Annotated in this window: 22 protein-coding genes and 1 pseudogene; 14 read left to right on the top strand and 9 right to left on the bottom strand. The window is 67.5% G+C overall.

What is annotated here, in order from left to right; translation table 11 throughout:
- The first annotated feature begins 19 nt into the window (after window positions 1-19).
- From atpA to DWG18_RS10905, 4 genes are all read left to right on the top strand, one after another.
- Window positions 20-1,567 (top strand): F0F1 ATP synthase subunit alpha, encoded by a 1,548-nt coding sequence (gene atpA, locus DWG18_RS10920; RefSeq protein WP_115647215.1) that lies wholly within the window; start codon window positions 20-22, stop codon window positions 1,565-1,567.
- A gap of 69 nt (window positions 1,568-1,636) precedes the next feature.
- Complete coding sequence (atpG, locus tag DWG18_RS10915) at window positions 1,637-2,500, top strand: F0F1 ATP synthase subunit gamma (RefSeq protein WP_115647214.1); 864 nt, start codon at window positions 1,637-1,639, stop codon at window positions 2,498-2,500.
- A gap of 61 nt (window positions 2,501-2,561) precedes the next feature.
- Entirely contained in the window at window positions 2,562-3,983 is a 1,422-nt protein-coding gene (gene atpD / locus DWG18_RS10910) for a F0F1 ATP synthase subunit beta (RefSeq protein ID WP_115647213.1), read from the top strand.
- A 66-nt stretch (window positions 3,984-4,049) separates the two neighbouring features.
- Window positions 4,050-4,475: a F0F1 ATP synthase subunit epsilon gene (locus DWG18_RS10905; protein ID WP_115647212.1), complete on the top strand. Its 426-nt coding sequence runs from the start codon at window positions 4,050-4,052 to the stop codon at window positions 4,473-4,475.
- 196 nt (window positions 4,476-4,671) lie between these two features.
- Here DWG18_RS10905 and DWG18_RS10900 read toward each other — a convergent pair whose 3' ends face one another.
- Together DWG18_RS10900 and DWG18_RS10895 are read right to left on the bottom strand one after the other, a co-directional pair.
- The gene (locus DWG18_RS10900; protein WP_115647211.1) at window positions 4,672-5,175 is read right to left on the bottom strand and encodes an O-acetyl-ADP-ribose deacetylase; all 504 of its coding nucleotides are present in this window, start codon (window positions 5,173-5,175) and stop codon (window positions 4,672-4,674) included.
- Between the two features lie 8 nt (window positions 5,176-5,183).
- The gene (locus DWG18_RS10895) at window positions 5,184-5,597 is read right to left on the bottom strand and encodes a VOC family protein (protein ID WP_115648146.1); all 414 of its coding nucleotides are present in this window, start codon (window positions 5,595-5,597) and stop codon (window positions 5,184-5,186) included.
- Between the two features lie 264 nt (window positions 5,598-5,861).
- Here DWG18_RS10895 and imuA point away from each other — a divergent pair, with 264 nt between their 5' ends.
- From imuA to DWG18_RS10880, 3 genes are all read left to right on the top strand, one after another.
- Complete coding sequence (gene imuA, locus DWG18_RS10890; RefSeq protein ID WP_115647210.1) at window positions 5,862-6,485, top strand: translesion DNA synthesis-associated protein ImuA; 624 nt, start codon at window positions 5,862-5,864, stop codon at window positions 6,483-6,485.
- A gap of 137 nt (window positions 6,486-6,622) precedes the next feature.
- A complete protein-coding gene (locus tag DWG18_RS10885) occupies window positions 6,623-8,041 on the top strand; it encodes a DNA polymerase Y family protein (RefSeq protein WP_115647209.1) in 1,419 nt (472 codons plus the stop codon).
- Window positions 8,029-11,193: an error-prone DNA polymerase gene (locus tag DWG18_RS10880; protein WP_115647208.1), complete on the top strand. Its 3,165-nt coding sequence runs from the start codon at window positions 8,029-8,031 to the stop codon at window positions 11,191-11,193. Before DWG18_RS10885 ends, DWG18_RS10880 begins: the two co-directional genes overlap by 13 nt.
- Window positions 11,194-11,198: 5 nt before the next feature.
- On the opposite strand, the gene DWG18_RS10875 is transcribed toward DWG18_RS10880, so the two are convergent.
- The 3 genes from DWG18_RS10875 to DWG18_RS15305 form a co-directional block, all read right to left on the bottom strand.
- The gene (locus tag DWG18_RS10875; protein ID WP_162823802.1) at window positions 11,199-11,651 is read right to left on the bottom strand and encodes a PAS domain-containing protein; all 453 of its coding nucleotides are present in this window, start codon (window positions 11,649-11,651) and stop codon (window positions 11,199-11,201) included.
- Window positions 11,652-11,702: 51 nt separating this feature from the next.
- Window positions 11,703-12,698 (bottom strand): aldo/keto reductase, encoded by a 996-nt coding sequence (locus tag DWG18_RS10870; RefSeq protein ID WP_115647206.1) that lies wholly within the window; start codon window positions 12,696-12,698, stop codon window positions 11,703-11,705.
- Window positions 12,699-13,201: 503 nt separating this feature from the next.
- Window positions 13,202-13,396, bottom strand: a complete 195-nt coding sequence (locus DWG18_RS15305; protein WP_162823801.1) for a hypothetical protein — start codon at window positions 13,394-13,396, stop codon at window positions 13,202-13,204.
- Window positions 13,397-13,644: 248 nt separating this feature from the next.
- Here DWG18_RS15305 and DWG18_RS10860 point away from each other — a divergent pair.
- Window positions 13,645-14,478, top strand: a pseudogene (locus DWG18_RS10860) (FUSC family protein); the annotation flags it as partial.
- A gap of 9 nt (window positions 14,479-14,487) precedes the next feature.
- Here the strand turns inward: DWG18_RS10860 and DWG18_RS10855 are convergent.
- Entirely contained in the window at window positions 14,488-15,267 is a 780-nt protein-coding gene (locus DWG18_RS10855) for a MerR family transcriptional regulator (RefSeq protein WP_115647203.1), read from the bottom strand.
- 63 nt (window positions 15,268-15,330) lie between these two features.
- Window positions 15,331-17,163 (bottom strand): glutamine--fructose-6-phosphate transaminase (isomerizing), encoded by a 1,833-nt coding sequence (gene glmS / locus DWG18_RS10850; protein ID WP_115647202.1) that lies wholly within the window; start codon window positions 17,161-17,163, stop codon window positions 15,331-15,333.
- A gap of 173 nt (window positions 17,164-17,336) precedes the next feature.
- Between glmS and DWG18_RS10845 the strand changes: the two genes are divergently transcribed.
- From DWG18_RS10845 to DWG18_RS10820, 6 genes are all read left to right on the top strand, one after another.
- Window positions 17,337-18,611, top strand: a complete 1,275-nt coding sequence (locus tag DWG18_RS10845; RefSeq protein ID WP_115647201.1) for an efflux RND transporter periplasmic adaptor subunit — start codon at window positions 17,337-17,339, stop codon at window positions 18,609-18,611.
- Between the two features lie 21 nt (window positions 18,612-18,632).
- On the top strand, window positions 18,633-19,352 hold the full coding sequence (locus tag DWG18_RS10840) for an ABC transporter ATP-binding protein (protein ID WP_115647200.1): 720 nt from the start codon (window positions 18,633-18,635) through the stop codon (window positions 19,350-19,352).
- A gap of 10 nt (window positions 19,353-19,362) precedes the next feature.
- Window positions 19,363-20,673 carry an ABC transporter permease gene (locus DWG18_RS10835; RefSeq protein WP_115647199.1) on the top strand — a complete coding sequence of 437 codons (1,311 nt, stop codon included), beginning with the start codon at window positions 19,363-19,365 and terminating at the stop codon, window positions 20,671-20,673.
- Window positions 20,674-20,685: 12 nt separating this feature from the next.
- Window positions 20,686-21,909, top strand: coding sequence for an FtsX-like permease family protein (locus DWG18_RS10830; protein ID WP_115647198.1), 1,224 nt, complete (start codon window positions 20,686-20,688; stop codon window positions 21,907-21,909).
- Between the two features lie 82 nt (window positions 21,910-21,991).
- The gene (locus DWG18_RS10825; RefSeq protein ID WP_115647197.1) at window positions 21,992-23,326 is read left to right on the top strand and encodes a sigma-54 dependent transcriptional regulator; all 1,335 of its coding nucleotides are present in this window, start codon (window positions 21,992-21,994) and stop codon (window positions 23,324-23,326) included.
- Between the two features lie 31 nt (window positions 23,327-23,357).
- Window positions 23,358-24,677 (top strand): ATP-binding protein, encoded by a 1,320-nt coding sequence (locus DWG18_RS10820; protein ID WP_115647196.1) that lies wholly within the window; start codon window positions 23,358-23,360, stop codon window positions 24,675-24,677.
- A 6-nt stretch (window positions 24,678-24,683) separates the two neighbouring features.
- On the opposite strand, the gene DWG18_RS10815 is transcribed toward DWG18_RS10820, so the two are convergent.
- Both DWG18_RS10815 and glmU read right to left on the bottom strand, forming a co-directional pair.
- Window positions 24,684-25,115 carry a GNAT family N-acetyltransferase gene (locus DWG18_RS10815; protein WP_115647195.1) on the bottom strand — a complete coding sequence of 144 codons (432 nt, stop codon included), beginning with the start codon at window positions 25,113-25,115 and terminating at the stop codon, window positions 24,684-24,686.
- On the bottom strand, window positions 25,112-26,482 hold the full coding sequence (gene glmU / locus DWG18_RS10810; protein ID WP_115647194.1) for a bifunctional UDP-N-acetylglucosamine diphosphorylase/glucosamine-1-phosphate N-acetyltransferase GlmU: 1,371 nt from the start codon (window positions 26,480-26,482) through the stop codon (window positions 25,112-25,114). The genes DWG18_RS10815 and glmU overlap by 4 nt, the downstream gene beginning before the upstream one ends.
- Window positions 26,483-26,590 lie beyond the last annotated feature (108 nt).

The following is a 26,590-nucleotide window of genomic DNA, read 5'->3' as shown; positions in this document are numbered from 1 at the left end:
CGGAACCAGGGAAACTCCCATGCAGAACACGCTCAACCCGTCCGAAATCAGTGAGCTGATCAAGACCCGCATCGAGCAGGTCGGTCTGGCCGCCGAAGCCCGCAACGAAGGCACGGTCACGTCGGTCTCCGACGGCATCGTCCGCATCTTCGGCCTGGCCGACGTCATGCAGGGCGAAATGATCGAGCTGCCGGGCAACACGTTCGCGCTCGCGCTGAACCTCGAGCGCGACTCGGTCGGCGCGGTCGTCCTCGGCGATTACGAGCACCTGCGCGAAGGCGCGGTCGCCAAGACGACGGGCCGCATCCTCGAAGTGCCGATCGGCGAGCAGCTGCTGGGTCGCGTGCTCAACGCACTCGGCGAGCCGATCGACGGCAAGGGCCCGCTGGGCACGACCATGTCGGCGCCTGTGGAGCGCGTCGCGCCGGGCGTGATCTGGCGCAAGTCGGTCGACCAGCCGGTGCAGACCGGTTACAAGTCGGTCGACTCGATGATCCCGATCGGCCGCGGCCAGCGCGAGCTGATCATCGGCGACCGCCAGACCGGCAAGACCGCGATGGCCGTCGACGCGATCATCGCGCAGAAGGGCACGGGCATTAAGTGCATCTACGTTGCGATCGGCCAGAAGAACTCGACCGTCGCGAACGTCGTGCGTCGCCTCGAAGAACAGGGTGCGCTCGCGCACACGATCGTCGTCGCCGCCACGGCGTCGGAATCGGCTGCGATGCAGTACATCGCGCCGTACGCCGGCTGCGCCATGGGCGAGTACTTCCTCGACCGCGGCCAGGACGCGCTAATCATTTACGACGACCTGTCCAAGCACGCCGTCGCCTACCGCCAGATCTCGCTGCTGCTGCGCCGCCCGCCGGGCCGCGAAGCGTATCCGGGCGACGTGTTCTACCTGCACTCCCGTCTGCTCGAGCGCGCTTCGCGCGTGTCGGAGGAGTACGTCGAGAAGTTCACGAATGGCGCCGTCAAGGGCCAGACCGGCTCGCTGACCGCGCTGCCGATCATCGAGACGCAGGCAGGCGACGTGTCCGCGTTCGTCCCGACGAACGTCATCTCGATCACCGACGGCCAGATCTTCCTCGAGACCGACCTGTTCAACGCCGGCATCCGCCCGGCCGTGAACGCCGGCATCTCGGTGTCGCGCGTCGGTGGCGCCGCGCAGACCAAGATCATCAAGAAGCTGTCGGGCGGTATCCGTATCGCGCTTGCGCAGTACCGCGAACTCGCGGCGTTCGCGCAGTTCGCGTCGGACCTCGACGAAGCGACCCGCAAGCAGCTCGAGCGCGGCCAGCGCGTCACCGAGCTGATGAAGCAGAAGCAGTACGCGCCGCTTCCGATCTCGCTGCAGGCGCTGTCGATCTACGCGGTCGACAAGGGGTTCATGGACAACGTTCCGGTCAACAAGATCGGTGCGTTCGAAGCCGGCCTGCATGCGCACTTCGTCAACACGCAGGGCGAACTCGCCAAGCGTATCGACCAGAGCGGCGCGTGGGACGACTCGATCGAGAACACCTTCAAGCAGGTGATCGGCGAGTTCACGCAGACGGGCAGCTGGTAATTCCAGCGGTCATCCGGGCGCGGTGATATCCGCGCCCGATCCCGGTAGCAGCACGAGAGCGAGCGAGAGATGGCAGGCGGACGCGAAATCAAATCGAAGATCAAGAGCGTGCAGAACACCCGCAAGGTGACGCGCGCGCTTGAAATGGTCTCCGCGTCGAAGATCCGCAAGGCGCAGGACCGCATGAAGACCTCGCGTCCGTACGCGCGAGTCATGAAGCAGGTGATCGGCCACCTCGCGCAGGCGAGCACCGACTACCAGCATCCGTACATGGTCGAGCGCAAGGACGTGAAGCGCGTCGCCTACGTGATCGTGTCGAGCGATCGCGGCCTCGCGGGTGGCCTCAACAACAACATGTTCCGCAAGCTGGTGGGCGAGTTCCGCCGCTGGCAGGAACAGGGTGTCGAAGTCGACATCGTCACGATCGGCCAGAAGGCGTCGGTGTTCTTCCGTCGCCTGAAGGTGAACCTGATCGCGTCGGTCACGCACATCGGTGACGTGCCGAAGCTCGAGCAGATCGTGGGCGTGGTGAAGGTGGTGCTGGACGCTTACGAGGCCGGCACGGTCGACCGCGTGTTCGTCTGCTACAACCACTTCATCAACACGATGACGCAGCAGGCGACGTTCGACCAGCTGCTGCCGCTGCCGGCGTCGACCACCAAGGTCGCGCAGCACGACTGGGACTACATCTACGAGCCGGACGCACCGACGGTGCTCGCGCACGTGCTGACGCGCTACATCGAGTCGCTGGTCTACCAGGCCGTGCTCGAGAACGTGGCGTCTGAACATGCGGCGCGCATGGTCGCGATGAAGGCTGCGTCCGACAACGCGAGCAAGCTCATCGGCACCCTGCAGCTCGTCTACAACAAGGCCCGCCAAGCCGCGATCACCCAGGAAATCTCGGAGATCGTCGGCGGCGCCGCGGCAGTCTGATCCCTGCTGAGCGCGTCACCCGCGCTCGCATCCAACGAATCGATTTACCAAGGAAACAACCATGAACGCTCAGGTCTCTCCCAGCACCACGGGCACCATCGTCCAGATCATCGGCGCGGTCGTCGACGTCGAGTTCCCGCGCGATGCGGTGCCGAAGGTCTACGACGCACTGAAGGTCGAAGGCACGGCGATCACGCTCGAAGTCCAGCAGCAGCTCGGCGACGGCGTGGTGCGCACGATCGCGCTCGGCTCGACGGACGGCCTGAAGCGCAACCTCGTGGCGGTCAACACCGGCCGCGCGATCGCGGTGCCGGTCGGCGCCGGCACGCTGGGCCGCATCATGGACGTGCTGGGTCGCCCGATCGACGAAGCCGGCGACGTGCAGGCGACGGATCACTGGGAAATCCACCGCGCCGCTCCGTCGTATGAAGACCAGTCGTCGGCGAACGAATTGCTCGAAACCGGCATCAAGGTCATCGACCTGATGTGCCCGTTCGCGAAGGGCGGCAAGGTCGGCCTGTTCGGCGGCGCCGGCGTCGGCAAGACCGTCAACATGATGGAACTCATCAACAACATCGCGAAGGCGCACTCGGGTCTGTCCGTGTTCGCCGGCGTGGGCGAGCGTACCCGCGAGGGCAACGACTTCTACCACGAGATGAAGGACTCGAACGTCCTCGACAAGGTCGCGATGGTGTACGGCCAGATGAACGAGCCGCCGGGCAACCGTCTGCGCGTCGCGCTGACCGGCCTGACCATGGCCGAGTACTTCCGTGACGAGAAGGACGCGTCGGGTAAGGGCAAGGACGTGCTGCTGTTCGTCGACAACATCTACCGCTACACGCTGGCCGGTACCGAAGTGTCGGCACTGCTCGGCCGCATGCCGTCGGCCGTCGGTTACCAGCCGACGCTCGCCGAGGAAATGGGCGTGCTGCAGGAGCGCATCACCTCGACCAAGACCGGTTCGATCACCTCGATCCAGGCCGTGTACGTCCCCGCGGACGACCTGACCGACCCGTCGCCGGCGACGACCTTCGCCCACCTCGACGCCACCGTCGTGCTGTCGCGAAACATCGCCTCGCTCGGCATCTACCCGGCGGTTGACCCGCTGGACTCGACCTCGCGCCAGCTCGATCCGAACGTGATCGGCACCGAGCACTACGACGTCGCGCGCAAGGTCCAGGCGACGCTCCAGAAGTACAAGGAGCTCAAGGACATCATCGCGATCCTCGGCATGGACGAGCTGTCGGAAGAAGACAAGCAGGCCGTGTCGCGCGCCCGCAAGATCGAGCGCTTCTTCTCGCAGCCGTTCCACGTGGCGGAAGTCTTCACCGGTTCGCCGGGCAAGTACGTCCCGCTGAAGGACACGATCCGCGGCTTCAAGGGCATCGTCGAAGGCGAGTACGACCACCTGCCGGAGCAGGCGTTCTACATGGTCGGCGGCATCGAGGAAGCGGTCGAGAAGGCCAAGAAGATCGCCGGCTGAGCCGACTGATCGAAGCGGCGTCGATGTGAGTCGGCGCCGCCGTCTTCCGAATCAAGCGAGAACACCATGGCATCCACCATCCGTTGCGACATCGTCAGCGCCGAGCAGGAGATCTTCCACGGCGACGCCGAAATGGTCGTCGCGACCGGCGAACTCGGCGAGCTCGGCATCGCGCCGAAGCACGCGCCGCTGATCACCCGCCTGAAGCCGGGCAAGGTCGTCGTGACGCTGCCGGGCGGCGAGAAGCTCGACTTCGCGATCTCCGGCGGCATCCTCGAGGTGCAGCCGAGCGTCGTGACCGTGTTGGCCGACACCGCAATCCGCGCCGAAGACATCGACGAGGCGGCGGTGCGTGCGGCGAAGGACGAAGCCGAGCGCATCCTCGCGCAGAAGGATCCGAAGATGTCGCTCGAACAGGCGCAGAACCAGCTCGCGATGTCGATCGCGCAGCTGTCGGCGCTGGAGCGTCTGCGCAAGACCCTCAAGCACTGAGGTTCGTTGCGATCGCATCACGAAACGCCGGCCCCGTGCCGGCGTTTTCGTTTTCGGGGATTCGACGTCCATCGCCGATCAGCGATGACGCAGGCATGGATCTCTTGGATCACGTGAAGGCGATCGCGGGCAGCGTTTTTCCGCCGTCGTATGACGTTGAGCGCGTGCCGATGATGCCGCGCGCAAAGCGGCGGGTTCACTCGAGCGCTGCAAGCAGTCGCTGATAGACGTCGAGATCTCCGGCGGAGAAGCAGCTGAACACGACGAGTTCGAGATGCGCGGCGTCGAACGTCGACACCGTACGAATCGCGATTTCGGCCGCGGGTGCGAGCGGATAGCCGTAGATGCCGGTGCTGATGCAGGGGAATGCGATCGACGTGCAGTTCGCGGCGTCGGCGAGCGCGAGACTGCGGCGATAGCAGGACGCGAGGGCTTCGGGCTCGCCCCGGTCACCGCCACGCCAGACTGGCCCGACGGTGTGCACGACATGACGCGCCGGCAGTTGATGGCCCCCCGTGATGCGCGCATCGCCGACGTTGCAGCCGCCGAGGCGCCGGCATTCTTCGACGAGGCCCGGGCCTGCGGCGCGATGGATCGCACCATCGACACCGCCACCGCCGAGCAATGAACTGTTCGCCGCATTGACGATCGCGTCGACGCGCAGCGTGGTGATGTCGGCCTGGAGCGCTTCGAATCGCATGGTGGCGGTCAGCGTGCGGGGCCTTTGAGCTCGATCGTATTGCCGTCGGGATCGCGCAGGTACAGTGACGGCCCGTCGCCCTCGGCGCCGAAGTTGTCGGACGTCGCTTCGGGTACATCCACGCCGTGCGAGGCGAGATGCGCGCGGATCGCCGCGTCGTCGAACGGTTCGATGCGCAGTGCGATGTGGTCGACGTTGCGACGCGTGTCGCCGGCCGCGTCACCACCGCGTGCGCCGAGACGTCCGGCGATGTCGACGAGATCGATCATCGATGCGCCGGCGCGCAGATGGGTGAGCCCGAGGTCGGGCCGTTCGCGCGCGATCGTGCAGCCGAGCACGTCGCGGTAGAAGCGAATGCTGCGCGCGGGATCGGTGACGCGCAGGACGACATGGTCGATGCGTTGCAGGTCGAAGGGACGCATGCGTACTTCCGAAGTAGGGCCTTCAGCATCGCGCGATGCGCGCGTCGTCGGAATCGTCATCTGCGGATCGCCGTATTGCGCAGGCGGTCTCGGCCGCTGCGATGCGCCGCGCGCAGGCTGCGGGTGACGGCGCGCACACGGGAGTGCAGACCCCGCTGAGACGACCGGCGGCATGCGCGCCTCCGTCATCCTGTTAGTAATATTGCTAACAGAATGGTCGTGCCTCACCCCCTCATACCTTCGAATGCCGCGCCGGACGGGCCGATGGGGGAGGTGCATGCCCTCGACCGGCTGCTGCGCGAACGGCCGATCTGGCGCGGCCGCACGCCTGCTTCGCCCGCCCGCGACGGCGTACCGACCGGGCTGGCGTCGCTGGATGCGGTGTTGCCTGGACAGGGCTGGGTGGCGGCCGGCCTCAACGAAGTACTGGTTCCGGGCGATGGGATGGGCGAGCTCGAGCTGCTGTGGCCGATGCTCGCGCAGGCTTCGCAGGACGCGCCGGTGGTGCTGGTCGCACCGCCGCATCTGCCGTATGCGCCGGCCTGGCATGCGGCCGGCGTGCGCCTGGATCGCCTGCATCTGGTGCGTGCTGCGCCCCGCGATGCGTTGTGGGCGGCCGAGCAGTGCATGCGATCCGGTGCATGCGCGGCGGTGCTGTGCTGGCCGCAGGGCATGGGCGACGACCGCCCGCTGCGCCGTCTGCAGGTCGCGGCGGAAAGCGGACGCTGCCGCGGTGTCGCGATCCGGCCGCTCTCGGCCGCGCGCAATCCGTCGCCGGCGCCGCTGCGGTTGGTTGTCGAAGGCCAGCCGCGGCAGATCCGCGTGCTCAAGTGCCGCGGCGCGAATCCGCCGTCGCAGCCCGTGTCGTTTCCGCGTGCGGTGCAGTGAGTCGGCGATGGAGATCGTCTATTCACCGTCGGAAGCTCGATCGCGCTGCAGCGGCATGACGACGTCCCGCGCCTCCGTCGTACGTGCACCGTCTGCGCGACGGTCGTTGCTCGCACGTCGCGCCCGGTGAGCGTCCAATGGACTGGGCCTGCCTTTTCCTGCCGCAACTGGCACTCGACGCCGTCCTCCGCGATGTCGAGGACGCCGACGCGCCGATGGCATTGCTCGATGGCGCGCCCAATGCGCGCGTGCTGCATTCGGTCAGTCCGTCGGCACGCGCATCGGGACTGCGCCCCGGGATGAAGCTCGCCGCGGCACAGGCACTGGGCGTGCCGTGCCGCTTCGTCGTGCTGGATATCGCCACGGTCGAACGCACGCGCGAACGCATTGCGGCCTGGGCCTATGGTTTCAGTTCGCAGGTCAGCCTCGATCTGTCGCACGCGATCGTGCTCGAAGTGCGTCGCAGCCGTCGCCTGTTCGGTGAATGGCCGCGCTTCGAGGCGCGTCTGCGCGAAGGCCTGAATGCGCAGCGCATCCGCCATCGCATCGTCGCCGCACCGAATCCGCATGCCGCGCGCGTGCTGGCGAACGTGCACGACAGTCTGGCGGTCGACGAGCGCAGTCTTGATCGCGCACTCGGTGACGTGCCGATCGCGCGCGCCGGTCTGCCGCCCGACATGGCGCAGGCGTTTTCGCGCATGGGGCTGCGCAAGCTCGGGCAGGTACTCGCCTTGCCGCGCGCCTCGTTGAACAAGCGGTTTCCGCCGACGCTGCTGCGGCACCTCGATCGCCTGCGTGGTGGCGCGGGGCCGTTGACGATGTACCAGCCGCCCGATCGTTTCGAAGTGCGCATGGAGTTTGAGGCTGAGATCGAGTCGAGCCTCGCCCTGCTGTTCCCGTTGCGGCGTCTCACCGCTGATCTCGCGGCGTTCCTCGTCAGTCGCGACGACGGCGTGCAGCGTTTCTCGCTGTGGATGGAGCACGAGTTCCTGCCGCCGAGCGAAGTCCGCGTCGGTCTGCTCGCACCCGAACGCGATGCGGCGATGCTGTTCGAACTCGCACGCGGCCGCGTCGAGCAGGCGGCCTTGCCCGCACCGGTGCGTGCGATCCGGCTGGAGGCGCGCGAGCTGCCGCGCTTCGTGCCCGCCGCGCGCGACCTGTTCGATACGCGTGCGCAGCAGGGCATGCCGTGGACGCAGCTGCGCGAACGCTTGCGCGCGAGGCTGGGTGACGCCGCGGTGCACGACGTCGCGTGGAATGCCGATCACCGTCCCGAGCGGGTGGCCGACAACGCGATCGTGGCGATGCCGCGAGAAGCGCCGATGCTGGCGCGTCCCGGTTGGCTGGTGTCGACGCCGCATACCTTGCGCGAACCGATTGCGCGCCTCGTCACCGGCCCCGAGCGCATCGAGTCCGGTTGGTGGGATGGTGGTGACGTGCGCCGCGACTACTACGTCGTCGAGACCGTGCACGGCCAGCGCGCCTGGGTATATCGCCCGCTGCGCCGCTTCGGCGATCCAGTGCCACCGTTCGTGCTGCACGGATGGTTCGCGTGATGCGCGCGGCCAACGACGACGCGCCACCGGACTACGCCGAGCTGCACTGCCTGTCGGACTTCAGCTTCCAGCGAGGCGCATCGACGGCGAACGAACTGTTCGCGCGGGCGAAGGAGCAGGGCTACACCGCCCTCGCGATCACCGATGAGTGCACGCTCGCCGGCGCCGTGCGTGCGCTCATGGCGGCGGAGAAATTCGAGCTGCCGCTGATCGTCGGCAGCGAGATGCGTGTCGAGGACGGCCCGCGCTGCGTACTGCTGGTCGAGTCGAAGGCCGGCTATACCGCCTTGTGCGGTCTCATCACCGATGCGCGCCGCCGCGCCGAAAAAGGCGAGTATCGATTGCTTGCGAGCGATTTCGACCGTCCGCTCGAAGGCCTGCTCGCGCTGTGGTTGCCCGGCGACACGCCGGACCTCGAGCAGGGACGCTGGTTGCGCGAACGCTTTCCGTCGCGCTGCTGGATGGCGGTCGAGCTGCACTGCGGGCCGAACGATTCCGGCCGCCTGCGCACCCTGCGCGATGCGGCGCGCGCGCTGGGCCTGCGTTGCGTGGCCAGCGGTGACGTCCACATGCACGTGCGTGCGCGACGCGAGCTGCAGGATGTGATGACGGCGATCCGCTTGCGCACGTCACTGAAGGAGGCGGGCTATGCGTTGTTTCCCAATGGCGAACGCCATCTGCGCAGTCGCGCGATCCTGTCGGCGATCTATCCGCCCGACATGCTCGACGAGACGCTGGCGATCGCCGCGCGTTGCACGTTCCATCTCAAGCGCGACCTAGTCTACGAGTATCCCCGCGAACTCGTGCCGTCGTGGCATACACCGGCGACGTGGCTGCGGCAGCTGGTGAAGATCGGCATCCGCCGGCGCTGGAAGGAAGTGCCGCCGGCGGAAGGGCATCGGCGCCTCACCGAAAAGCTGATCGAGAAGGAACTCGAGCTGATCGAGAAGCTCGAGTTCGAAAAGTTCTTCCTCACCGTGCACGACGTGGTGCGGTTCGCGCGCGTCAACAAGATCCTGTGCCAGGGGCGCGGGTCTGCCGCCAATTCCGCGGTCTGCTACGCGCTCGGCATCACCGAGCTGCGTCCGGGACAGTCGAACATGCTGTTCGAGCGCTTCATCTCCGAGAACCGCAAGAACGAGCCGCCGGACATCGACGTCGACTTCGAACACGAGCGTCGCGAGGAGGTGCTGCAGTACGTCTTCAACTACTACGGCCGCCGACGTGCCGCGCTGGCGACGGTGGTGATCTCCTACCGCGGGCGCAGTGCGGTGCGCGATGTCGGCCGCGCGCTCGGTCTGCCCGAAGACCAGGCGGGGGAACTGGCGAAGACACTGGACCGCTGGAGCAACGATGCGCCGCTTCCCGGCTATCTGCGCGAGAACGGTTTCGATCCCGACACGCTGCTCATGCGCAAGCTGGTCGAGCTGACCAGTGAGCTGGTCGGCATGCCGCGGCATCTGTCGCAGCACCCGGGCGGGTTCCTGATCTCCGAGCACGATCTTTCCACCATCGTGCCGGTCGAGAACGCAGCGATGGACGATCGCACCGTCGTGCAATGGGACAAGGACGATATCGAGTACATGGGCATGCTCAAGGTCGACTGCCTTGCGCTCGGCATGCTCACCTGCATCCGCAAGACGCTCGATCTGTTGCGTGACAGCGGTCGGCGGGACATCTCGATGGCGCACATCGCGCGTTGCGATCACCGCTCCGACGAAGGCGCGAAGGTGTTCGAGATGATCCAGGCCGCGGACAGCATCGGCGTGTTCCAGATCGAATCGCGGGCGCAGATGACGATGGCGCCGCGCCTTAAGCCATCGACGTTCTACGACCTGGTGATCCAGATCGCGATCGTGCGGCCCGGGCCGATCCAGGGCGACATGGTGCAGCCCTATCTGCGAAGAAAGAAGGGCGTGGAGGCGGTCACCTACGAGAAGGACGAGTTGCGACCGATCCTCGAGCGCACGCTGGGCGTTCCGCTGTTCCAGGAGCAGGTGATGCAGATCGCGATCACCGCCGCGGGCTATTCACCGGCCGACGCCGACCAGTTGCGGCGATCGATGGCGGCGTGGAAACGCAGCGGCAAGATGGAGGAACACCGTCTCAAGCTGACCGAGGGCCTGCTACGCAACGGTTACGACGAAGCGTTCGCCGCACGCATCTTCGAACAGATCAAAGGCTTCGGCAGCTACGGTTTCCCGGAATCGCACGCGGCGAGCTTCGCGCTGCTGTGCTGGCAGAGCGCGTGGCTCAAGTGCCACGAGCCCACAGCATTCGCTGCCGGCCTGCTGAACTCGCAGCCGATGGGCTTCTACTCGCCCAGTCAGATCGTGCAGGACCTGCGTCGTCACGGCATTGACGTGCGACCGGTCGATATCCGCTTCAGCGACTGGGACTGCACGTTGGAATTCCGCGGTGCACCCGACGAGCGCACACAGCCGCCTGCGCTGCGTCTCGGCATGCGGCTGATCGACGGGTTCAACGAGGCCGGTGGGCATCGCGTCGTCGCAGCGCGCAACGAACGTGCGTTCACCGATGCCGCCGATCTCTGCAAGCGCGCCGTCCTCAACGCGCGCGAGCGCAACGTGCTGGCCGATGCCGGCGCACTGCGCGGCCTGCTTGGCCATCGCCACAAGGCACGCTGGCTGATGGCGGGCGTCGAATCGAAGACACCGCTGCTCGATGAAACCGTGACCGCACAGGAGGGGCGCGTCGCGCTGCCATTGCCGAGCGTCGAAGAGGAGATCCGCACCGACTACGCGACGCTGGGCCTCACGCTCGGGCGTCATCCGTTGTCGCTGCTGCGCGGTGCACTGGCGAAGCGCGGGCTGCGGCGGTCGCGCGAACTGAAGGCACTACCGAACGATACGAAGGTGGCGTTCGCCGGCATCGTCACCCTGCGTCAGCGCCCCGGAACCGCGAGCGGCGTGACGTTCCTGACGCTGGAGGACGAGGACGGCCTGACCAACATCGTCGTCTGGAAGCGCATTGCCGATCGCGACCGGCGCGCGCTGCTGGGATCACGCCTGCTGCTGGTGCGCGGACACATGGAAGCCGGCGACGGTGTGCAGCACCTCATCGCCCATCGACTCGAGAATCTCGATCACCTGCTCGGCGCGCTGTCGACGAGCTCCCGCGATTTCCATTGAGTGCGCTACGGCGCCGGCATGCGGTCGCTGACATCCTTCTGGATGCCGACGTAGCGCCACACGCGACCGTCCGCGCCGCGCATGGGCGCAAGGCTGAGTTCGTTCCAGAACATCGAACCGTCCTTGCGGTAGTTGCGCAGCACGACAAGGCAGGATTCGCCGCGAGTGATCGCACGCCGCAACTCGGCCACGCTCGCCTGGTCGCGATCCTCGCGCTGCAGGAAGCGGCAGTCCTGTCCGAGGATGTCCGTGGCGCCGTAGCCGGTGAGCTGTTCGAACGCCGGGTTGGCAAAAATGATCGGATGCTCCGGCGCACCGGGGACGACACGCGCGATGACGACGCCATCGCGCGCCGTCATCACCGCCTGCCGGAATACCGCGTCATCGGTACCGCTACCGCCGCCGTCGGCGAGACGGGCAAACACCTGCGCGCTGCTTTCCTGCGTGTGCGTGGACATCGGCATTCCCCGGGAGGTCCGCGATGATACGCAGCGACACGCAGCGGCCCTTCACAGATTCACCTTGGTCATGCCGTCCGCCGGATAGCGCGTACCCGCGACCGGATGCGCATCGAGCACCGCATCGATGCGCGCGATCTCGTTGACGTCCAGCGTGATGTAGACCGCTTGCGCGTTCTCGTCGAGACGCTCGATCTTGCGCGTGCCCGGAATCGGCACGATGTCCTCGCCCTGCGCGAGCAGCCAGGCGAGCGCGAGCTGCGCGGGCGTACAGCCACGGGCGGCCGCGAGTTCCCTCACCGCATCGACCAGCGCCTGGTTGCGCTCGGCGTTCGCGTCCTGGAAGCGCGGGTGATTGCGGCGCGTGTCGTTCGCGGCGAGATCCTGCGCGGACGGCAACGCGCCGGTAAGGAAGCCGCGGCCCAGCGGGCTGTACGGGACGAAGCCGATGCCGAGTTCGCGGCAGGTGGGCAGGATTTCCGCTTCGACATCCCGCGTCCACAGCGAGTACTCGCTCTGCAGCGCGGTGATCGGATGCACCGCCTGCGCGCGACGGATCGTCGCGGCCGAGGCCTCGGACAGGCCGAGATGCCGTACCTTGCCGGCTTCGACCAGTCGCGCCATCGCGCCCACGGTGTCCTCGATCGGCACGGTCGGGTCGACGCGGTGCTGGTAGTACAGATCGATCGTGTCGACGCCGAGGCGCTTGAGGCTCGCGTCGCAGGCCTCGGCCACATACGCCGGCGAGCCGTCGACGCGCAGCATGCGGCCGTCGGGTGCACGCACGTTGCCGAACTTGGTCGCGAGCACCACCTCGTCGCGTCGCGTCTTCAACACTTTCGAGAGCAGCTTCTCGTTCTCGCCGACGCCGTACATGTCGGCGGTGTCGAGAAAATTGATGCCGATATCGAGCGCGTGGTTCAGCACCGCGAGGTTGGCCGCTTCCTCGCTGGGGCCGTAGAAGTCGGACATGCCCATGCAGCCCAGGCCGATCGCCGAAACGGTGAGGCCCTGGCCGAGGGTGCGACGGGGGAATGACGTGGTCATGGATGTCTCCGGACGGATCGGCGAAGCGTACTGGTGCGCTCGTTATGCGTCTGCCGACGGCGTTGACGGCCGCCGGTCGCGTCGGCGCCTAGCATGCGAGCTCCGCCGCCTCGCATGAGCACCGTGTCCGGCCCCGTCCTCCGCACGCCGTGGGCGCTGATCCGCAGCCTGTTCCAGCAGCAGGCGCCGCCCCCGCAGCGCTGGCGCTTCTCGGCGCGCGCGGCGCTGTGCGTCGGCGTGCCGATCGTGGTCGGCTGGCTGGCGGGCGATATGGCTGCAGGCCTGATGGCCTCCATCGGCGGCTACACCGCGTTGTATGGCAGTGGGCGGCCGTATCGCAGCCGGGCGTGGCTGCTCGCCTCGATCGCGTTCGCGCAGGCGCTGGCGGTGGGCGTCGGCATCGCGGCGGGGGGTGCGGTGTGGAGCACGATCCTGTCGGTCGCGCTCACGGCGACGCTGGCGACGTGGCTGTGCAACGCGCTGCAGACCGGGCCACCCGGCGCCTACATCATCGTGCTGGCCTGCGCGTCGGGCACGGCGATGCGCGCGTCGCATCTGTCGCCGCTGCATTCGGCCCTTCTGATCTTCGCCGGCGGCGCGTTCGCATGGATCGTGCAGATGGCCGGCGGGCTGATGGATCCGCACGGACCGGAACGGCGTGCGCTGGACACGGCGCGACGCGCGGTCGCGGCGTTCATCGACGCACGCGACGGTGCGGACGCCGACGGTGCGCGTCGTCGCGCGGCGCTCGCGCTCCAGCAGGCGTGGATCGCGCTCGTGGCGCAGCAGCCCGCGCGTTCGCGCGGCGACGCGACGGTCGGCCGGCTGCGCACGCTCAATCGCGAGCTGCACACGCTGTTCGCCGACGCGGTAGCGGCCGAGCCTGCGTCCCCATCCGATGCCTTGAAGGCCCGCCTCGACGCGATCGACCGGCGCACATCTCGAGCGCGCGTACTGGGCCGTCGCCGCGGCCGTGCTGATGCTGCACGTGGGCTTCGACTGGACGCGCACACTGCAGCGCGCCTTGCAGCGGTCACTCGGTACCTGGATCGGGCTGCTGTTGGCCGCGGCGATCCTGAAGCTGCATCCGGACGGGCTCGTGCTCGCGCTGGTCGCGATGGCGCTGCAGTTCGCGATCGAAATGCTGGTGGTCCGCAACTACGCGATCGCCTGCATCTTCATTACCGCTTCCGCGCTGACGATCGCGAGTGGCGGTCATCCGGATGTGCATGGCAGTTACCTGATCGCACGCGGTGTCGACACGGCGATCGGTTGCCTCGGTGCACTCGTCGTCTATGCGCTGATTCCGCCCAAGCCGACGGCGGAGCGCCTGCCGACGCTCGTCGCCAACGTGCTCGACGCCGCGGCCTCGGTGCTCGAACACGTCGAAGCCGGGGACGTCACCGGTCGCAACGCACGCCAGGCCCGCGCGCGCCTGCAGCGTTCGACCTTCGCGCTCGCGCAGGCGTACGAGGAGGGCCTCAACGGTTCGACGGGGCGGCGTCGCGTCGCCGAGCAGGCGTGGCCCGTGGTCGCCGCCGCAGAGCGGTTGGCCTATCGCGTGCTGGCGATCGCGTGGTCGCGTGAGTCCGCGGGTCCGAGCGGCCCGCCGCTCGCGGCTGCGGCGATCGCGCAATCACGGCAGGCGTTTGCAGCGCTCGCGGACGAAGTGCGAGCGCGACGCGTCGCCGACGCCGTGGCGCAACCTGCGGTGCTGCGGGTGGAGTTTGACGCGTTGAAGCAGGCGCTCGCGACAATGCCGTCGATCGATAGCCACTGAGGCGCGACGTCAGGTCAGCCGGGTGTGCGCGAACGACCGCATGGCATCGGCCAGCCAGTCGGCAAAACCCGGGCGGATAGCTTCGTAACGCGCAACGAAATCCGGATGCCCCGTGTACATGTCGGCGAGGCCCGCATAGGCCGCCGCATCCGGCGGACGCGGCCAGCTGCGGCCGACCCAGTCGCGATGGCGTGCGATCAACGCTTCGACGCGTAGCGAATCCATCGCATCGCCCGCGACCATCGCATCGGCCAGACCACGTTCGATCTCGCGCAATTCGCCAAGGAAGTTCGCCTTGTCGTCGTCGCCCCACGTCGCCATCGTGCGCTGCGCATGCTCGACGCCGCGCTCGCCGTGTTCCCCGTACTTCGCCTTGATCTCCGCCTCGTAGGCAGCCTGCTTTTCGGCATCGAAGCCGTCGAATAGTGCCTTGTCGTTGCTCACTGTCTTGTCCTCATCCAGGGTGGCGACCGTGTGGTCGATGGTGCGGATGAGGCGATGCAGCTGCCCGAGGCGTTCCTCGAACTGCGCGCGATGCGCGAGCAGCGCGGTGCGCAGGTCGAACGCCGCGTCGTCGAGCACCGAGGCGATCGCGGCGAGTTCGAAGCCGAGCTCGCGGAAGAACAGGATCTGCTGCAAGCGCAGCAGCTCCGCCTGCCCGTACCAGCGGTAACCGTTCGTACCGACTTCCGCCGGCACCAGCAGTCCGATCGCATGGTAGTGGTGCAGGGTGCGGACGCTGACGCCCGACACCTTCGCGAGTTGCTTGACCGTTCGACGCATCGACATCGCTCCATCCGTCGACGCCAGCATCGGGGCTGACGTCGCGTGAGGGTCAAGCCCCGCGTGCGATTACTCGACGGTGACCGACTTGGCGAGGTTGCGCGGCTTGTCGACGTCGGTCCCGCGGGCGAGTGCCGCGTGGTACGCCAGCAACTGCACCGGGATCGCGTGCACGATCGGCGACAACACGCCCACATGGCGCGGCGTGCGGATCACGTGCACCTGTTCGGACTCGCCGAAATGGCTGTCGGCGTCGGTGAACACGAACATCTCGCCGCCGCGCGCGCGCACTTCCTGGATGTTCGACTTCACCTTCTCCAGCAGCGCATCGTTCGGCGCGATGACGACGACCGGCATCGCCTCGTCCACCAGCGCGAGCGGGCCGTGCTTGAGCTCGCCGGCCGGATACGCCTCGGCGTGGATGTACGAGATTTCCTTGAGCTTGAGCGCGCCTTCGAGCGCGATCGGGTAGTGCACGCCGCGGCCGAGGAACAGCGCATGCTGCTTCGGCGCGAAGCGCTCGCTCCACGCGATGATCTGCGGCTCCAGGTTGAGCGCATGCTGCACGCTGCCCGGCAGTTGGCGCAGCGCCTCGATGTAGGCGAGTTCCTGCGCGCCGTCGAGGCGGCCTTGCAACTTGGCGAGCGTGCAGGTGAGCGTGAACAGCGCGACCAGCTGCGTGGTGAACGCCTTGGTCGACGCCACGCCGATCTCGGCGCCCGCACGCGTGTAGTAGACGAGTCGGCTGGCGCGCGGGATCGCGCTTTCCGGGACGTTGCAGATCGACAGCGTCTTGGTGTGGCCGAGCGACTTCGCGTACTTGAGCGCTTCCATCGTGTCGAGCGTTTCGCCCGACTGCGAAATGGTGACGATCAGGTTCTTCGGATTCGCGTAGACGTCGCGGTAGCGGTACTCGCTCGCGATCTCGACGGAGCAGGGCAGGCCGGTGATGGCTTCGATCCAGTAGCGCGCGGTCAAGCCGGCGTAGTAGCTCGTGCCGCAGGCGAGGATCTGCACGCCCTCGACGTCGCGCAGTACCTCGGCCGCATCCTGGCCGAACAACTCGGCGCTGAACGTGCCGTCGTCCATCAGTGCTTCGATGGTGTCGGCGACTGCGCGCGGCTGTTCGTGGATCTCCTTCTGCATGAAGTGGCGGTACGGGCCCAGTTCCAGCGACGCCAGCGACACGTCGGAGACGTGCACGTCGCGCTCGACCGGCGTGGCGCTCGCGTCAAAGATGCGCACGGACTCGCGCGTCACGTCGGCGGTGTCGCCTTCCTCGAGGAAGATCACGCGGCGCGTGGCCTGCACGATCGCGGAGACATCGCTGGCGACGAAATTTTCGCCATCGCCAAGCCCGACCAGCAGCGGGCAGCCCATGCGCGCGGCGACCAGGCGGCCCGGCTCGCGCTTGCTCACCACGGCGATCGCGTACGCGCCCTCGAGTTCGCGCACGGCGATCTGCGTCGCGGCGAGCAGGTCGAGGCCGCGCTTCTGGTGGAAGTGGATGAGGTGTGCAATGACTTCGGTGTCGGTCTGCGACTCGAACACATAACCTTCGGCGCGCAGGCGGTCGCGCTGCTGCTCGTGGTTCTCGATGATGCCGTTGTGCACCACGGCGAGTTCGCCGAACGAGATGTGCGGATGCGCGTTGGTCTCGGTGACGCCGCCATGCGTCGCCCAGCGCGTATGGCCGATGCCCAGGCGCGCGTGGAAGTTCTCCTGCGCCGCCGCGTTCTCCATTTCGGCGACGCGACCGGTGCGGCGCACGCGGCGCACGTCGTCGCCGTCGATCACCGCGATGCCGGCCGAGTCGTAGCCGCGGTACTCGAGTCGCTTGAGGCCGTCGATGAGAACCGGGACCACATCGCGATCCGCGATCGCGCCGACGATGCCGCACATAGGGAAGCTCCTCCGATAAGGCGCCTAGTGTAGCGGCCGGGGTGTCCGTCCGGCGGACGCGGGCGGTGTCCGCGGACGGCGTCCGTTCGGGTTTCGGCCATACGGATCAACGGCTTGCGGTTGGCACGATGCGTGCTTAAAGCCGCTTCAGAACCTCAGCATCCCATCCGCCCATGGCCATCCGCGACACCTCCGCACAGGACGTGCAGGTTTCCACCACCGAACCCGGCCGGGGCCGGCGCCGCCTGCTCCTCATCGGCGGGGCCGCCGCCGTCGCGCTCGTGCTCGCCTTCGGCGTCGCCGCGCGCTTCACCGGCTCGCGCTCGGTCGACGTGCAGCGCCTGCGCATCGCGGAAGTCACCCGCGGCACGCTGGTGCGGGATGCGCAGGTCAACGGCCGCGTGGTCGCGGCCGTTAGCCCGACGCTGTACGCGCCGGTCGCGTCGACCGTCGTGTTCGAGAAGCACGCCGGCGACAAGGTGGCCAAGGGCGATGTCATCGCACGGCTGGTCTCGCCGGAACTCCAGAGCGAACTCGCGCGCGAGCAGTCCACGCTGCAGCAGCTCGAAGCGCAGACCGGCACCGCGCGCATCGCCGCTTCGCGCTCGCGCCTCGATGCGCGCAAGGAAGCCGACGAAGCGCAGATCGGCCTGCTCGCCGCGCAGCGCGACCTGCAACGCATCGAGCATGCGTTCCGCGGCGGCGCGCTGGCCGAGATCGACTATCTGCGTGCGCAGGACGCGCTCAAGACTGCGCAGATCCGCTCGCAGAACGCGATCAAGGCTGCGCAGCTGACGGGCACGAGCGCCGGCTACAGCGTGCAGACCAGCGCGCAGGAAGCGCAGCGCCAGCGCCTGGTCGTGGCCGAAGCGCAGCGCCGCGTCGACGAGCTCAACGTGCGATCGCCCATCGACGGCGTGATCGGCACGAAGCTGGTCGCCGACCGCGCGGTGGTGCCGGCGAATGCAGCGCTGCTCACGGTCGTCGATCTCTCCAAGTTGGAAGTCGAACTCGAAGTGCCGGAGACGTACGCCGAAGACCTCGGCCTCGGCATGACCGCGCAGGTGCAGGTCGGCGCGAACACTGCCGACGCAACGATCTCGTCGATCTCGCCGGAAGTCGTGAACCGCCAAGTGCTGGCGCGTGTGCGCTTCGCCGGCAGCAAGCAGCCGCCGGGCCTGCGCCAGAACCAGCGCGTCACCGCACGCGTGCTGATCGAGGAACGCCCGAACGTGTTGATGGTCGAGCGCGGTCCGTTCGTCGACAACGGCGGCGGCCGCTACGCCTACTTCGTCGATGGCGGCAGCGCGACCAAGCGCCCGATCCGCGTCGGCGCCACCAGTATCTCCGCCGTCGAACTGCTCGATGGCGCGAAGCCGGGCGATCGCATCGTCGTCGCCGGCAGCGACCTCTTCGGCGACGCCGAAAAAGTCTCCCTCTCTCAATAATCGCAGCCCGAGGACGTCCGCATGCTTCGCATGACCCAGCTCAGCAAGGTCTACCGCACCCACATGATCGAGACGCACGCGTTGCGCGGGCTCGACATCCACGTCCGCGAAGGTGAGTTCGTTGCGGTGACGGGGCCGTCGGGTTCGGGCAAGACCACGTTCCTCAACATCGCCGGCCTGCTCGAAGACTTCACCGGCGGCGATTACAAGCTCGACGGCGTCGACACGCGCGGGCTCAACGATAGCCAGCGCTCGAAGCTGCGCAACGAGAAGATCGGCTTCATCTTCCAGGGCTTCAACCTGATTCCCGATCTCAATCTCTTCGACAACGTCGACGTGCCGCTGCGCTACCGCGGCCTCGGCTCGGCCGATCGCAAGAAGCGCATCGAGGATGCGCTGGGGCAGGTCGGTCTGTCGTCGCGCATGAAGCATTTCCCGGCGGAGCTGTCGGGCGGCCAGCAGCAGCGCGTCGCGATCGCCCGCGCGCTCGCCGGCAGCCCGCGGCTGCTGCTCGCCGACGAGCCGACCGGCAACCTCGACTCACAGATGGCGCGTGGCGTCATGGAGTTGCTCGAGGACATCAACGCCAAGGGCACGACGATCGTGATGGTCACGCACGATCCCGAACTTGCGGCGCGTGCGCAGCGCAATATCCACATCATGGACGGCCTGGTCACCGACATCAGCGCGGCCAGCGCGCTGCACGCGGTGACGCATCCGTCCGTGCAGGCTTCGGCCTGAGGTCGCCGCCATGTTCACCTACTATCTGAAACTGGGCGTCCGCAACCTGCGGCGCAATCCCGTGCTGACGGCGCTGATGGTGCTGACGCTCGCGGTCGGCGTGGCGGCGAGCATGTCCTCGCTCACGCTGCTGTACGCGATGAGCGGTGATCCGATTCCGCAGAAGTCCGATCGGCTGATCGTGCCACTGCTCGACAATGCGCCGCTGCAGCAGCCCAACCCCAGCAAGGATCCGCCGAACCAGCTGACGTACCGCGATGCGGTGGCGCTGCGCGCCTCCGGCAAGAGCGCGCATTCGACGGCCGTGCTCGGCATCGGCGGTGCGGTGAGCAGCAGCAAGCCGGACGCACGCCCGGAGCTCGTCGACGGCGCAGCCGTCAACAACGACTTCTTCTCGATGTTCGACGTGCCGTTCGCGCAGGGCGGTGCCTGGAGCGCGGCGGACGACAGCCGTGGCGGCAACGTGGCGGTGATCTCGAAGAAGCTCGCGGACAAGGTATTCGGCGATGCGAATCCGGTCGGCCGCACACTGCGTTTCGAGAACCGCGACTACCGCATCACCGGCGTCATCAATCGCTGGGAACCGCTGCCGAAGTTCTATCGCCTGGTCGGCGGCAACACGCTCGGTTTCGAAGAAGTATTCATTCCGTTCAACAACGCCATCAGCAACGAGATGGATCCGAACGGCAGCGTGGAGTGCAACACCAACGGCGAGATCAAGCCGGGCTACCAGGGCCTGATGGACTCCGAATGCGTGTGGGTGCAGTTCTGGGCCGAGCTCGCGAGCCCGGGCGACCGCGTAGCCTATTCGCAGTACCTCGACGACTACGTGCGCGAGCAGAAGAAGCTCGGCCGCTTCGAGCGCCCGCTCAACAACCGCACGTATAACGTCATGGAATGGCTGGACAAGCAGGAAGTCGTCAATGACGACAGCCGCCTGCAGACCTGGCTTGCGTTCGGTTTCCTGCTGGTCTGCCTGGTCAACGTGATCGGCCTGCTGCTCGCCAAGTTCACCGCGCGCAGCGGCGAGATCGGCGTGCGGCGTGCACTGGGCGCGCCGCGCCTCGAGGTGTTCAAGCAATACCTCACCGAGGCCGGTGTGATCGGCATCGTCGGCGGTGCGCTCGGCGTCGCGTTGACGTTCGGCATCCTCGCGCTGATGGCGCATCAGTCCGAGCAGATCAAGACGCTCGCGCACATGGACTGGGTGATGCTGGGCACCGCGATCGGCCTGTCCATCCTTGCCAGCCTGCTCGCCGGCCTGTTGCCCACCTGGCGTGCCTGCCAAGTGCGTCCGGCCGTCCAGCTCAAGTCGCAGTAAGCGGAGAACGTCATGGAAATCCGTCCCATCCTGTCCGCGCTCCTGCGCAGCAAGACCGGCGCCGTGCTGATCGCCGCGCAGATCGCACTGACGCTCGCGATCATCGCGAACGCGCTGTACATCGTGAACGATCGCGTCGCGCGGTCGAATCGCCCGAGTGGCGTCGACGAGCCCAACACGTTCTTCATCACCTTCGATGGCATCGGCGAGATGGCCGACAAGGAAGCGATGCAGAAGCGCGACGTCGAAGTGCTGAAGGCGATTCCCGGCGTCGTCGACGCCGCGTGGGTCAACCAGTTCCCGATGACGCAGAACGGCTGGGGCCTCGGCCTCACCACGACGCCGCAGGATCCGTCGTCGGGCGTCAGTGGCGCCGCGTATTTCTCGCCCGATTCCGTGGTGAAGACGCTGGGCCTGAAGATCGTCGAAGGCCGCGACTTCACGGCCGACGATGTGCGCACGGTGGATCCCGACGCCGGCCAGCTCGGCGCCGACAGCGTCCTCATCACCAAGGCGATGGCGAAGAAGCTGTGGCCGGACGCGACCTCGTACGTCGGCCGCCCGGTGTCGCTCGGCAGCGGTGCGGACGGCGTGCCGATGCGCGTGGTCGGCGTGATCGATACGCTGATGACGCCGTTCGCGCAGCGCAGCGACAACGCGTACAGCAGCTTCGTGCTGCCGGTGCGCTACATCGCCAGCCAGGGCTCGTACGCTGTGCACGCGGCGCCGGGGCAGCGCGACCGCGTGATGCGCGCGGCCGAGGACGCGCTGGTGAAGCTGCGCAACGACCGCGTACTGACGTCGAACCGCTCGGCCGACGAGACACGCGCGCGCCGCTACCAGGGCGAACGCTCGATCGCCGGCATGCTCATCGCGGTGACGGTCGGCCTGCTGCTCGTCACCGGCAGCGGCATCGTCGGCCTCGCCAGTCTCTGGGTGACGCAGCGTCGCAAGCAGATCGGCGTGCGCCGTGCGCTGGGCGCGACGAAGGTCGACATCCTGCGCTACTTCCTCGTCGAGAACGCGATGATCAGCACGATCGGGATCGTCGTCGGCATCGCGCTGGCGCTCGCGCTCAATCAGGTGCTGGTCAGCACGATGGAGTTGCCGCGCCTGCCGCTGGCCTACCTCGGCTACGGCATGCTGACGCTGTGGGGCTTGGGCATACTGGCGGTATACGGGCCGGCCTCGCGCGCGGCCGCGGTCCCGCCGGCGATCGCCACGCGCAGCGCCTGATGTCCGCAGGGGAAACCATGTCCGACCTCCATCGCCGCGCACGTCGATCGATGTGCGCGGCTTCTGACGAAACGGTGGCCTGATGGCGCGCGTGCTCGTCATCGACGACAACCCCGCGGTCGCCACCGCGCTCGACGTGCTGTTCTCGCTGCACGACATCGAGACGCTGCGCGCGGAGTCGCCGGACGCCGGCCTCGCGGTGCTGGATCGCGAAGCGGTCGACATGGTCGTGCAGGACATGAACTTCCATGCCGACACCACGTCGGGCGAGGAGGGGCGCGCGCTGTTCGCCGAGATCCGCGCGCGCCACCCGGATCTGCCGGTGATCCTGCTGACGGCGTGGACCCATCTCGACGCCGCGGTCGACCTCGTGCGCGCCGGCGCCGCCGACTACCTCGGCAAGCCCTGGGACGACCGCCGACTGATGGCGTCGGTCAACAACCTGCTGGAGCTGTCGCAGGCGCGACAGGAGATCGGGCGTCGCCTGTCGTCCGAGCGTCGTCGTCGCGAAGCATTGGCCCGCGAGTTCGATCTGCGCGACGTCGTATTCGCCGACGCCGCGACCGAAGCCGCGCTGTCGCTGGCCTGCCAGGTCGCGCGCTCCGAGTTGCCGGTGCTGATTACCGGGCCGAACGGCGCGGGCAAGGAGAAGTTCGCCGAGATCGTTCATGCGAATTCGGCGGTGAAGGATGGCCCGTTCGTTGCGCTCAACTGCGGCGCGCTGCCGGGCGAATTGATCGAGGCCGAATTGTTCGGCGCCGAAGCGGGCGCCTACACCGGCGCCAACCGCGCGCGCGAGGGCAAGTTCGAAGCCGCGGACGGCGGCACGCTGTTCCTCGACGAGATCGGCACGCTGTCGCCGGCGGGGCAGGTGAAGCTGCTCCGCGTGCTGGAAAGCGGGCGTTTCGAGCGCCTTGGTGGCAATCGCGAACGCACGGTCAAGGTGCGCGTAATCAGTGCGACGAATGCCGACCTGCACGCGATGATCGCCGCAGGCCAGTTCCGGCAGGACCTGTTCTATCGACTCAACGCGGTCGAGGTGCGCGTGCCCGCGCTCGTCGAGCGCCCCGACGACATCCTTCCACTCGCGCGCCATTTCCTGCCGCGTGGCAAGCGGTTCGCCGCCGACGCCGAGCGCACGCTGCTCGCGCACGTATGGCCGGGCAACGTGCGCGAGCTTCGCAACGTGGTGCAGCGCGCGGCGCTGCTGTCACGGAGCGACGCGATCGAGGCGCGTGATCTCGGTCTGCCCGAGCACGCGGTCGCGCCGGTGTCGGTCGACGAGCCCGACCGCACGAGCATCGAAGCCGCGCTGACGCGCCACGCCGGCGTGGTCGCACAGGCCGCGGCCGATCTCGGCCTGAGCCGTCAGGCCTTGTACCGCCGCATGGAGCGGCTGGGGATCGCGCGGCCGTGAGTTCGCAGCGGCCTTTCGTGGATTCGATGCCATGCGTGCGCTGCGCCGCCTGCCGCTGACCGCCACGTTTACGGTGGTCGCAGCGCTGCATGCGCTGTTCACGGCGACGCTCGCGATCGTGCTGGACCTGTTCGTCCTGCATCACGTCGGTACCTCGGTCGTGCTCGCCGTCGTGCTCGATCTTCCGTTGCTCGCCTACCACGTGCGGCGCCTTCTCGCGCCGATGCATTCGCTATTCCGCGCACTCGCCGGCACGGTGGCGAGCTATCGCGATGGCGACTTCAGCTTTGGCCTTACGTGGGATGGGGACGGTGAACTCCGTGAACTCGTCGACAGCCACAACGCGCTCGGTGACGTGCTTCGCGACCAGCGCGTCGCGCTCGTGCAGCGCGAGCTCCTGCTCGACACCATGGTGCAGAACACACCGGTCTCGATGGTGCTGGTCGGGCCGTCCGGGCACGTCGTGCATGCGAATCTAGCCGCGCGCCGCATGCTCGGCGAGGGGCGGCGCCTGGAAGGTCGCACGTTTACCGATCTGCTGACCGATGCGCCCGAAGCGCTGCGCGACGCCTTCGAGCGCGGCGGCGACGCGATGTTCACCGTGGGCGATGACGATGACGACGACGAGGACGTCTACCACCTCTCGCGTCGCCAGTTCCGCCTGAACGGCCGACGCCACGAACTCGTGCTGCTGCGCCAGCTCACCGCCGAGCTGCGCCGACAGGAAGTGCAGACGTGGAAGAAGGTGATCCGCGTCATCTCGCACGAGCTCAACAATTCGCTGGCGCCGATCGCCTCGCTCGCGCATTCCGGCGCGGAACTGGTGCGGCGCGGCCAGTACGATCGCCTGCCAACTGCGCTGGCGACGATCGAAGAGCGCGCGCGTCATCTCGAAGGCTTCATCCGCGACTACGCGCGCTTCGCGAAGCTTCCCGCGCCGCGTACCGAGCCCGTGGAGTGGTCGCGCTTTCTCGCGCAGCTCCATGCGCAGGTGCCGTTCAAGGGCGAGACCGATGTCGACGGCGTGGTGCGCATCGATCTCGCACAGATGGAGCAGGCGCTGCTCAACCTGCTCAAGAACGCGCACGAGTCGGGCTCGGAGCATGCGGACGTCGAACTCGTGCTGCGGCGGCTGCCTGACGCCTGGCGCATCGATGTGCTCGATCGCGGGCAGGGCATGAACGACGCGGTACTCGCGAACGCGCTGCTGCCGTTCTATTCGACCAAGCGCAACGGCACCGGCCTCGGTCTTGCGCTGGTGCGCGAAATTGCGGAAGCGCACGGCGGTCGCGTGTCGTTGGCCAACCGCACTGACGGCGGCCTCTGCGTGTCGATGACACTGCCGGCCTGAGCGCGATTACGCGCTGCGGTAGATGTCCGGCGCGTAACGTTCCATCAGCGATGCCGGTTTCGCTGGCGACGTGAAGTCATAACGTGCATACAGGGCATGCGCATCGCGGGTTGCGAGCATGAAGCGGCGCAGGCCTTGCAGGTCGGAATGCACGAACACGGCGTCCATCAACTGCGTTGCATAGCCGCGGCCGCGCACCTCGTCGAGCACGAATACGTCGGCGAGGTAGGCGAATGTCGCGAAGTCACTGATGACGCGAGCGAATGCGACCTGACGACCGTCGAGTAGCCCGGTGAAGCACAGCGAGTTCGCGATCGCGCGGGCGACGGTGTCGCGTGGAATGCCGGCCGCCCAGTACGACTCGGTCGACAGCCAGTGGTGAACAAGATCGACGTCGACCGCCTCGCGATCGGTACGGACGACGAAGCCGTCGCTCACTTCGGTGCCTTCTTCGGACGCTGCCAACCTTCCAGCGTGGCCTGGCGTGCACGGCCCACCGTGAGTTCGCCCGCCGGTGCGTCCTTGGTGATCACCGAGCCCGCACCGATCGTCGCGCCTGCGCCGATCGTGACCGGCGCCACCAGCGAACTGTTCGAGCCGATGAAGGCTTCGTCTCCGATCGTCGTGCGGTGCTTGTTCGCGCCATCGTAATTGCAGGTGATGGTGCCGGCGCCGATGTTGACGCGGCTGCCGACGACGGAATCGCCGATATACGCGAGGTGGTTGGCCTTGCTCGAGACGCCCATCGTCGTCGCCTTGGTTTCGACGAAGTTGCCGATGTGCACGCCGTCGGCGAGCACCGTGCCCGGGCGCAGCCGCGCGAACGGGCCGATCTGCGCAGCGCCTTCGACGACCACGCCTTCGAGGTCGCAGTGCGCACGCACTTCGGTGCCCGGGCCCAGCTTGACGTTCTTGAGCCGGCAGAACGGGCCGATATGCACGCCGTCGGCGAGTTCGACATCACCCTCGAGGATGACGTCGACATCGATCGACACGTCCATGCCGACGCGCACGGTGCCACGCTGGTCGAAACGGTTCGGATCCGCGAGCGTCGCGCCGGCGACGCACAGGGCATTCGCGCAGCGGCGCTGCAACGCGCGTTCGAGCTGCGCCAGCTGCCAGCGATCGTTTGCGCCTTCGACTTCGATCGGATCCTCGACCAGCACCAGTTCGGCCGGACTGAATTCATCGGCGGCGGCGGCGAACACGTCCGTGAGGTAGTACTCGCCCTGCGCATTGTCGTTGCCCAGGTGGCCCAGCCAGCGACGCAGCGGTTCGGCGTCGGCGACCAGGATGCCGGTGTTGATGGTGGTGATCTCGCGCTCGTCGTCGGTGGCGTCCTTCTGCTCGACGATGCGGGCGACCTTGCCGGCGGCGTCGCGGATCACGCGGCCGTAGCCATTCGGGTTCTCGAGTTCCGCAGCGAGCATCGCGATGCGGCCTTCCCCCTCGAGCAGACGCTGCAGCGTGTGCGTGCGGATCAGCGGCACGTCGCCGTAGAGCACGAGCACGCGTGCGTCCTGCTCGATCTGCGGCATCGCCTGCAGCACGGCGTGGCCGGTACCGAGGCGCTCGGTCTGCTCCACCCAGTCGAGATCGACGTAATCATCGAATGCGCCGCGCACCTGCTCGCCGCGATGCCCGTACACCACGTGAATCCCGGCCGGCATCAGCACGCGCGCCGTTTCGATCACGTGCTGCAGCATCGGCACGCCCGCCACCGGTTGCAGCACCTTCGGCTTCGCGGACTTCATGCGCTTGCCTTCACCGGCGGCGAGGATGACGACGTGCAGGGGCGCGGACATGGCGATCACGGACAGGGATGGAAGCCGCGATTCTAGCCGTCGCCTCGTGGCGGCCGTGGCGGTCGATGTGAAACCGCGCGGCGAGCCTCTACCATGCCGGCCCGTGTC

The sequence above is a fragment of the Lysobacter sp. TY2-98 genome (assembly GCF_003367355.1).
GTDB lineage: Bacteria > Pseudomonadota > Gammaproteobacteria > Xanthomonadales > Xanthomonadaceae > Cognatilysobacter.
The sequence above is the reverse complement of the archived record's forward strand: the minus strand, read 5'-3'. Positions and strand labels throughout refer to the sequence as shown.

Excerpts from the sequence above, each read along its gene's own strand:
- atpA (WP_115647215.1), top strand. The coding sequence starts at position 20 with ATGCAGAACACGCTCAACCCGTCCGAAATCAGTGAGCTGATCAAGACC.
- atpG (WP_115647214.1), top strand. The coding sequence starts at position 1,637 with ATGGCAGGCGGACGCGAAATCAAATCGAAGATCAAGAGCGTGCAGAAC.
- atpD (WP_115647213.1), top strand. The coding sequence starts at position 2,562 with ATGAACGCTCAGGTCTCTCCCAGCACCACGGGCACCATCGTCCAGATC.
- DWG18_RS10905 (WP_115647212.1), top strand. The coding sequence starts at position 4,050 with ATGGCATCCACCATCCGTTGCGACATCGTCAGCGCCGAGCAGGAGATC.
- DWG18_RS10900 (WP_115647211.1), bottom strand. The coding sequence starts at position 5,175 with ATGCGATTCGAAGCGCTCCAGGCCGACATCACCACGCTGCGCGTCGAC.
- DWG18_RS10895 (WP_115648146.1), bottom strand. The coding sequence starts at position 5,597 with ATGCGTCCCTTCGACCTGCAACGCATCGACCATGTCGTCCTGCGCGTC.
- imuA (WP_115647210.1), top strand. The coding sequence starts at position 5,862 with ATGGGGGAGGTGCATGCCCTCGACCGGCTGCTGCGCGAACGGCCGATC.
- DWG18_RS10885 (WP_115647209.1), top strand. The coding sequence starts at position 6,623 with ATGGACTGGGCCTGCCTTTTCCTGCCGCAACTGGCACTCGACGCCGTC.
- DWG18_RS10880 (WP_115647208.1), top strand. The coding sequence starts at position 8,029 with ATGGTTCGCGTGATGCGCGCGGCCAACGACGACGCGCCACCGGACTAC.
- DWG18_RS10875 (WP_162823802.1), bottom strand. The coding sequence starts at position 11,651 with ATGTCCACGCACACGCAGGAAAGCAGCGCGCAGGTGTTTGCCCGTCTC.
- DWG18_RS10870 (WP_115647206.1), bottom strand. The coding sequence starts at position 12,698 with ATGACCACGTCATTCCCCCGTCGCACCCTCGGCCAGGGCCTCACCGTT.
- DWG18_RS15305 (WP_162823801.1), bottom strand. The coding sequence starts at position 13,396 with ATGAACGCCGCGACCGCGCGTCGCGCCGTGTCCAGCGCACGCCGTTCC.
- DWG18_RS10855 (WP_115647203.1), bottom strand. The coding sequence starts at position 15,267 with ATGTCGATGCGTCGAACGGTCAAGCAACTCGCGAAGGTGTCGGGCGTC.
- glmS (WP_115647202.1), bottom strand. The coding sequence starts at position 17,163 with ATGTGCGGCATCGTCGGCGCGATCGCGGATCGCGATGTGGTCCCGGTT.
- DWG18_RS10845 (WP_115647201.1), top strand. The coding sequence starts at position 17,337 with ATGGCCATCCGCGACACCTCCGCACAGGACGTGCAGGTTTCCACCACC.
- DWG18_RS10840 (WP_115647200.1), top strand. The coding sequence starts at position 18,633 with ATGCTTCGCATGACCCAGCTCAGCAAGGTCTACCGCACCCACATGATC.
- DWG18_RS10835 (WP_115647199.1), top strand. The coding sequence starts at position 19,363 with ATGTTCACCTACTATCTGAAACTGGGCGTCCGCAACCTGCGGCGCAAT.
- DWG18_RS10830 (WP_115647198.1), top strand. The coding sequence starts at position 20,686 with ATGGAAATCCGTCCCATCCTGTCCGCGCTCCTGCGCAGCAAGACCGGC.
- DWG18_RS10825 (WP_115647197.1), top strand. The coding sequence starts at position 21,992 with ATGGCGCGCGTGCTCGTCATCGACGACAACCCCGCGGTCGCCACCGCG.
- DWG18_RS10820 (WP_115647196.1), top strand. The coding sequence starts at position 23,358 with ATGCGTGCGCTGCGCCGCCTGCCGCTGACCGCCACGTTTACGGTGGTC.
- glmU (WP_115647194.1), bottom strand. The coding sequence starts at position 26,482 with ATGTCCGCGCCCCTGCACGTCGTCATCCTCGCCGCCGGTGAAGGCAAG.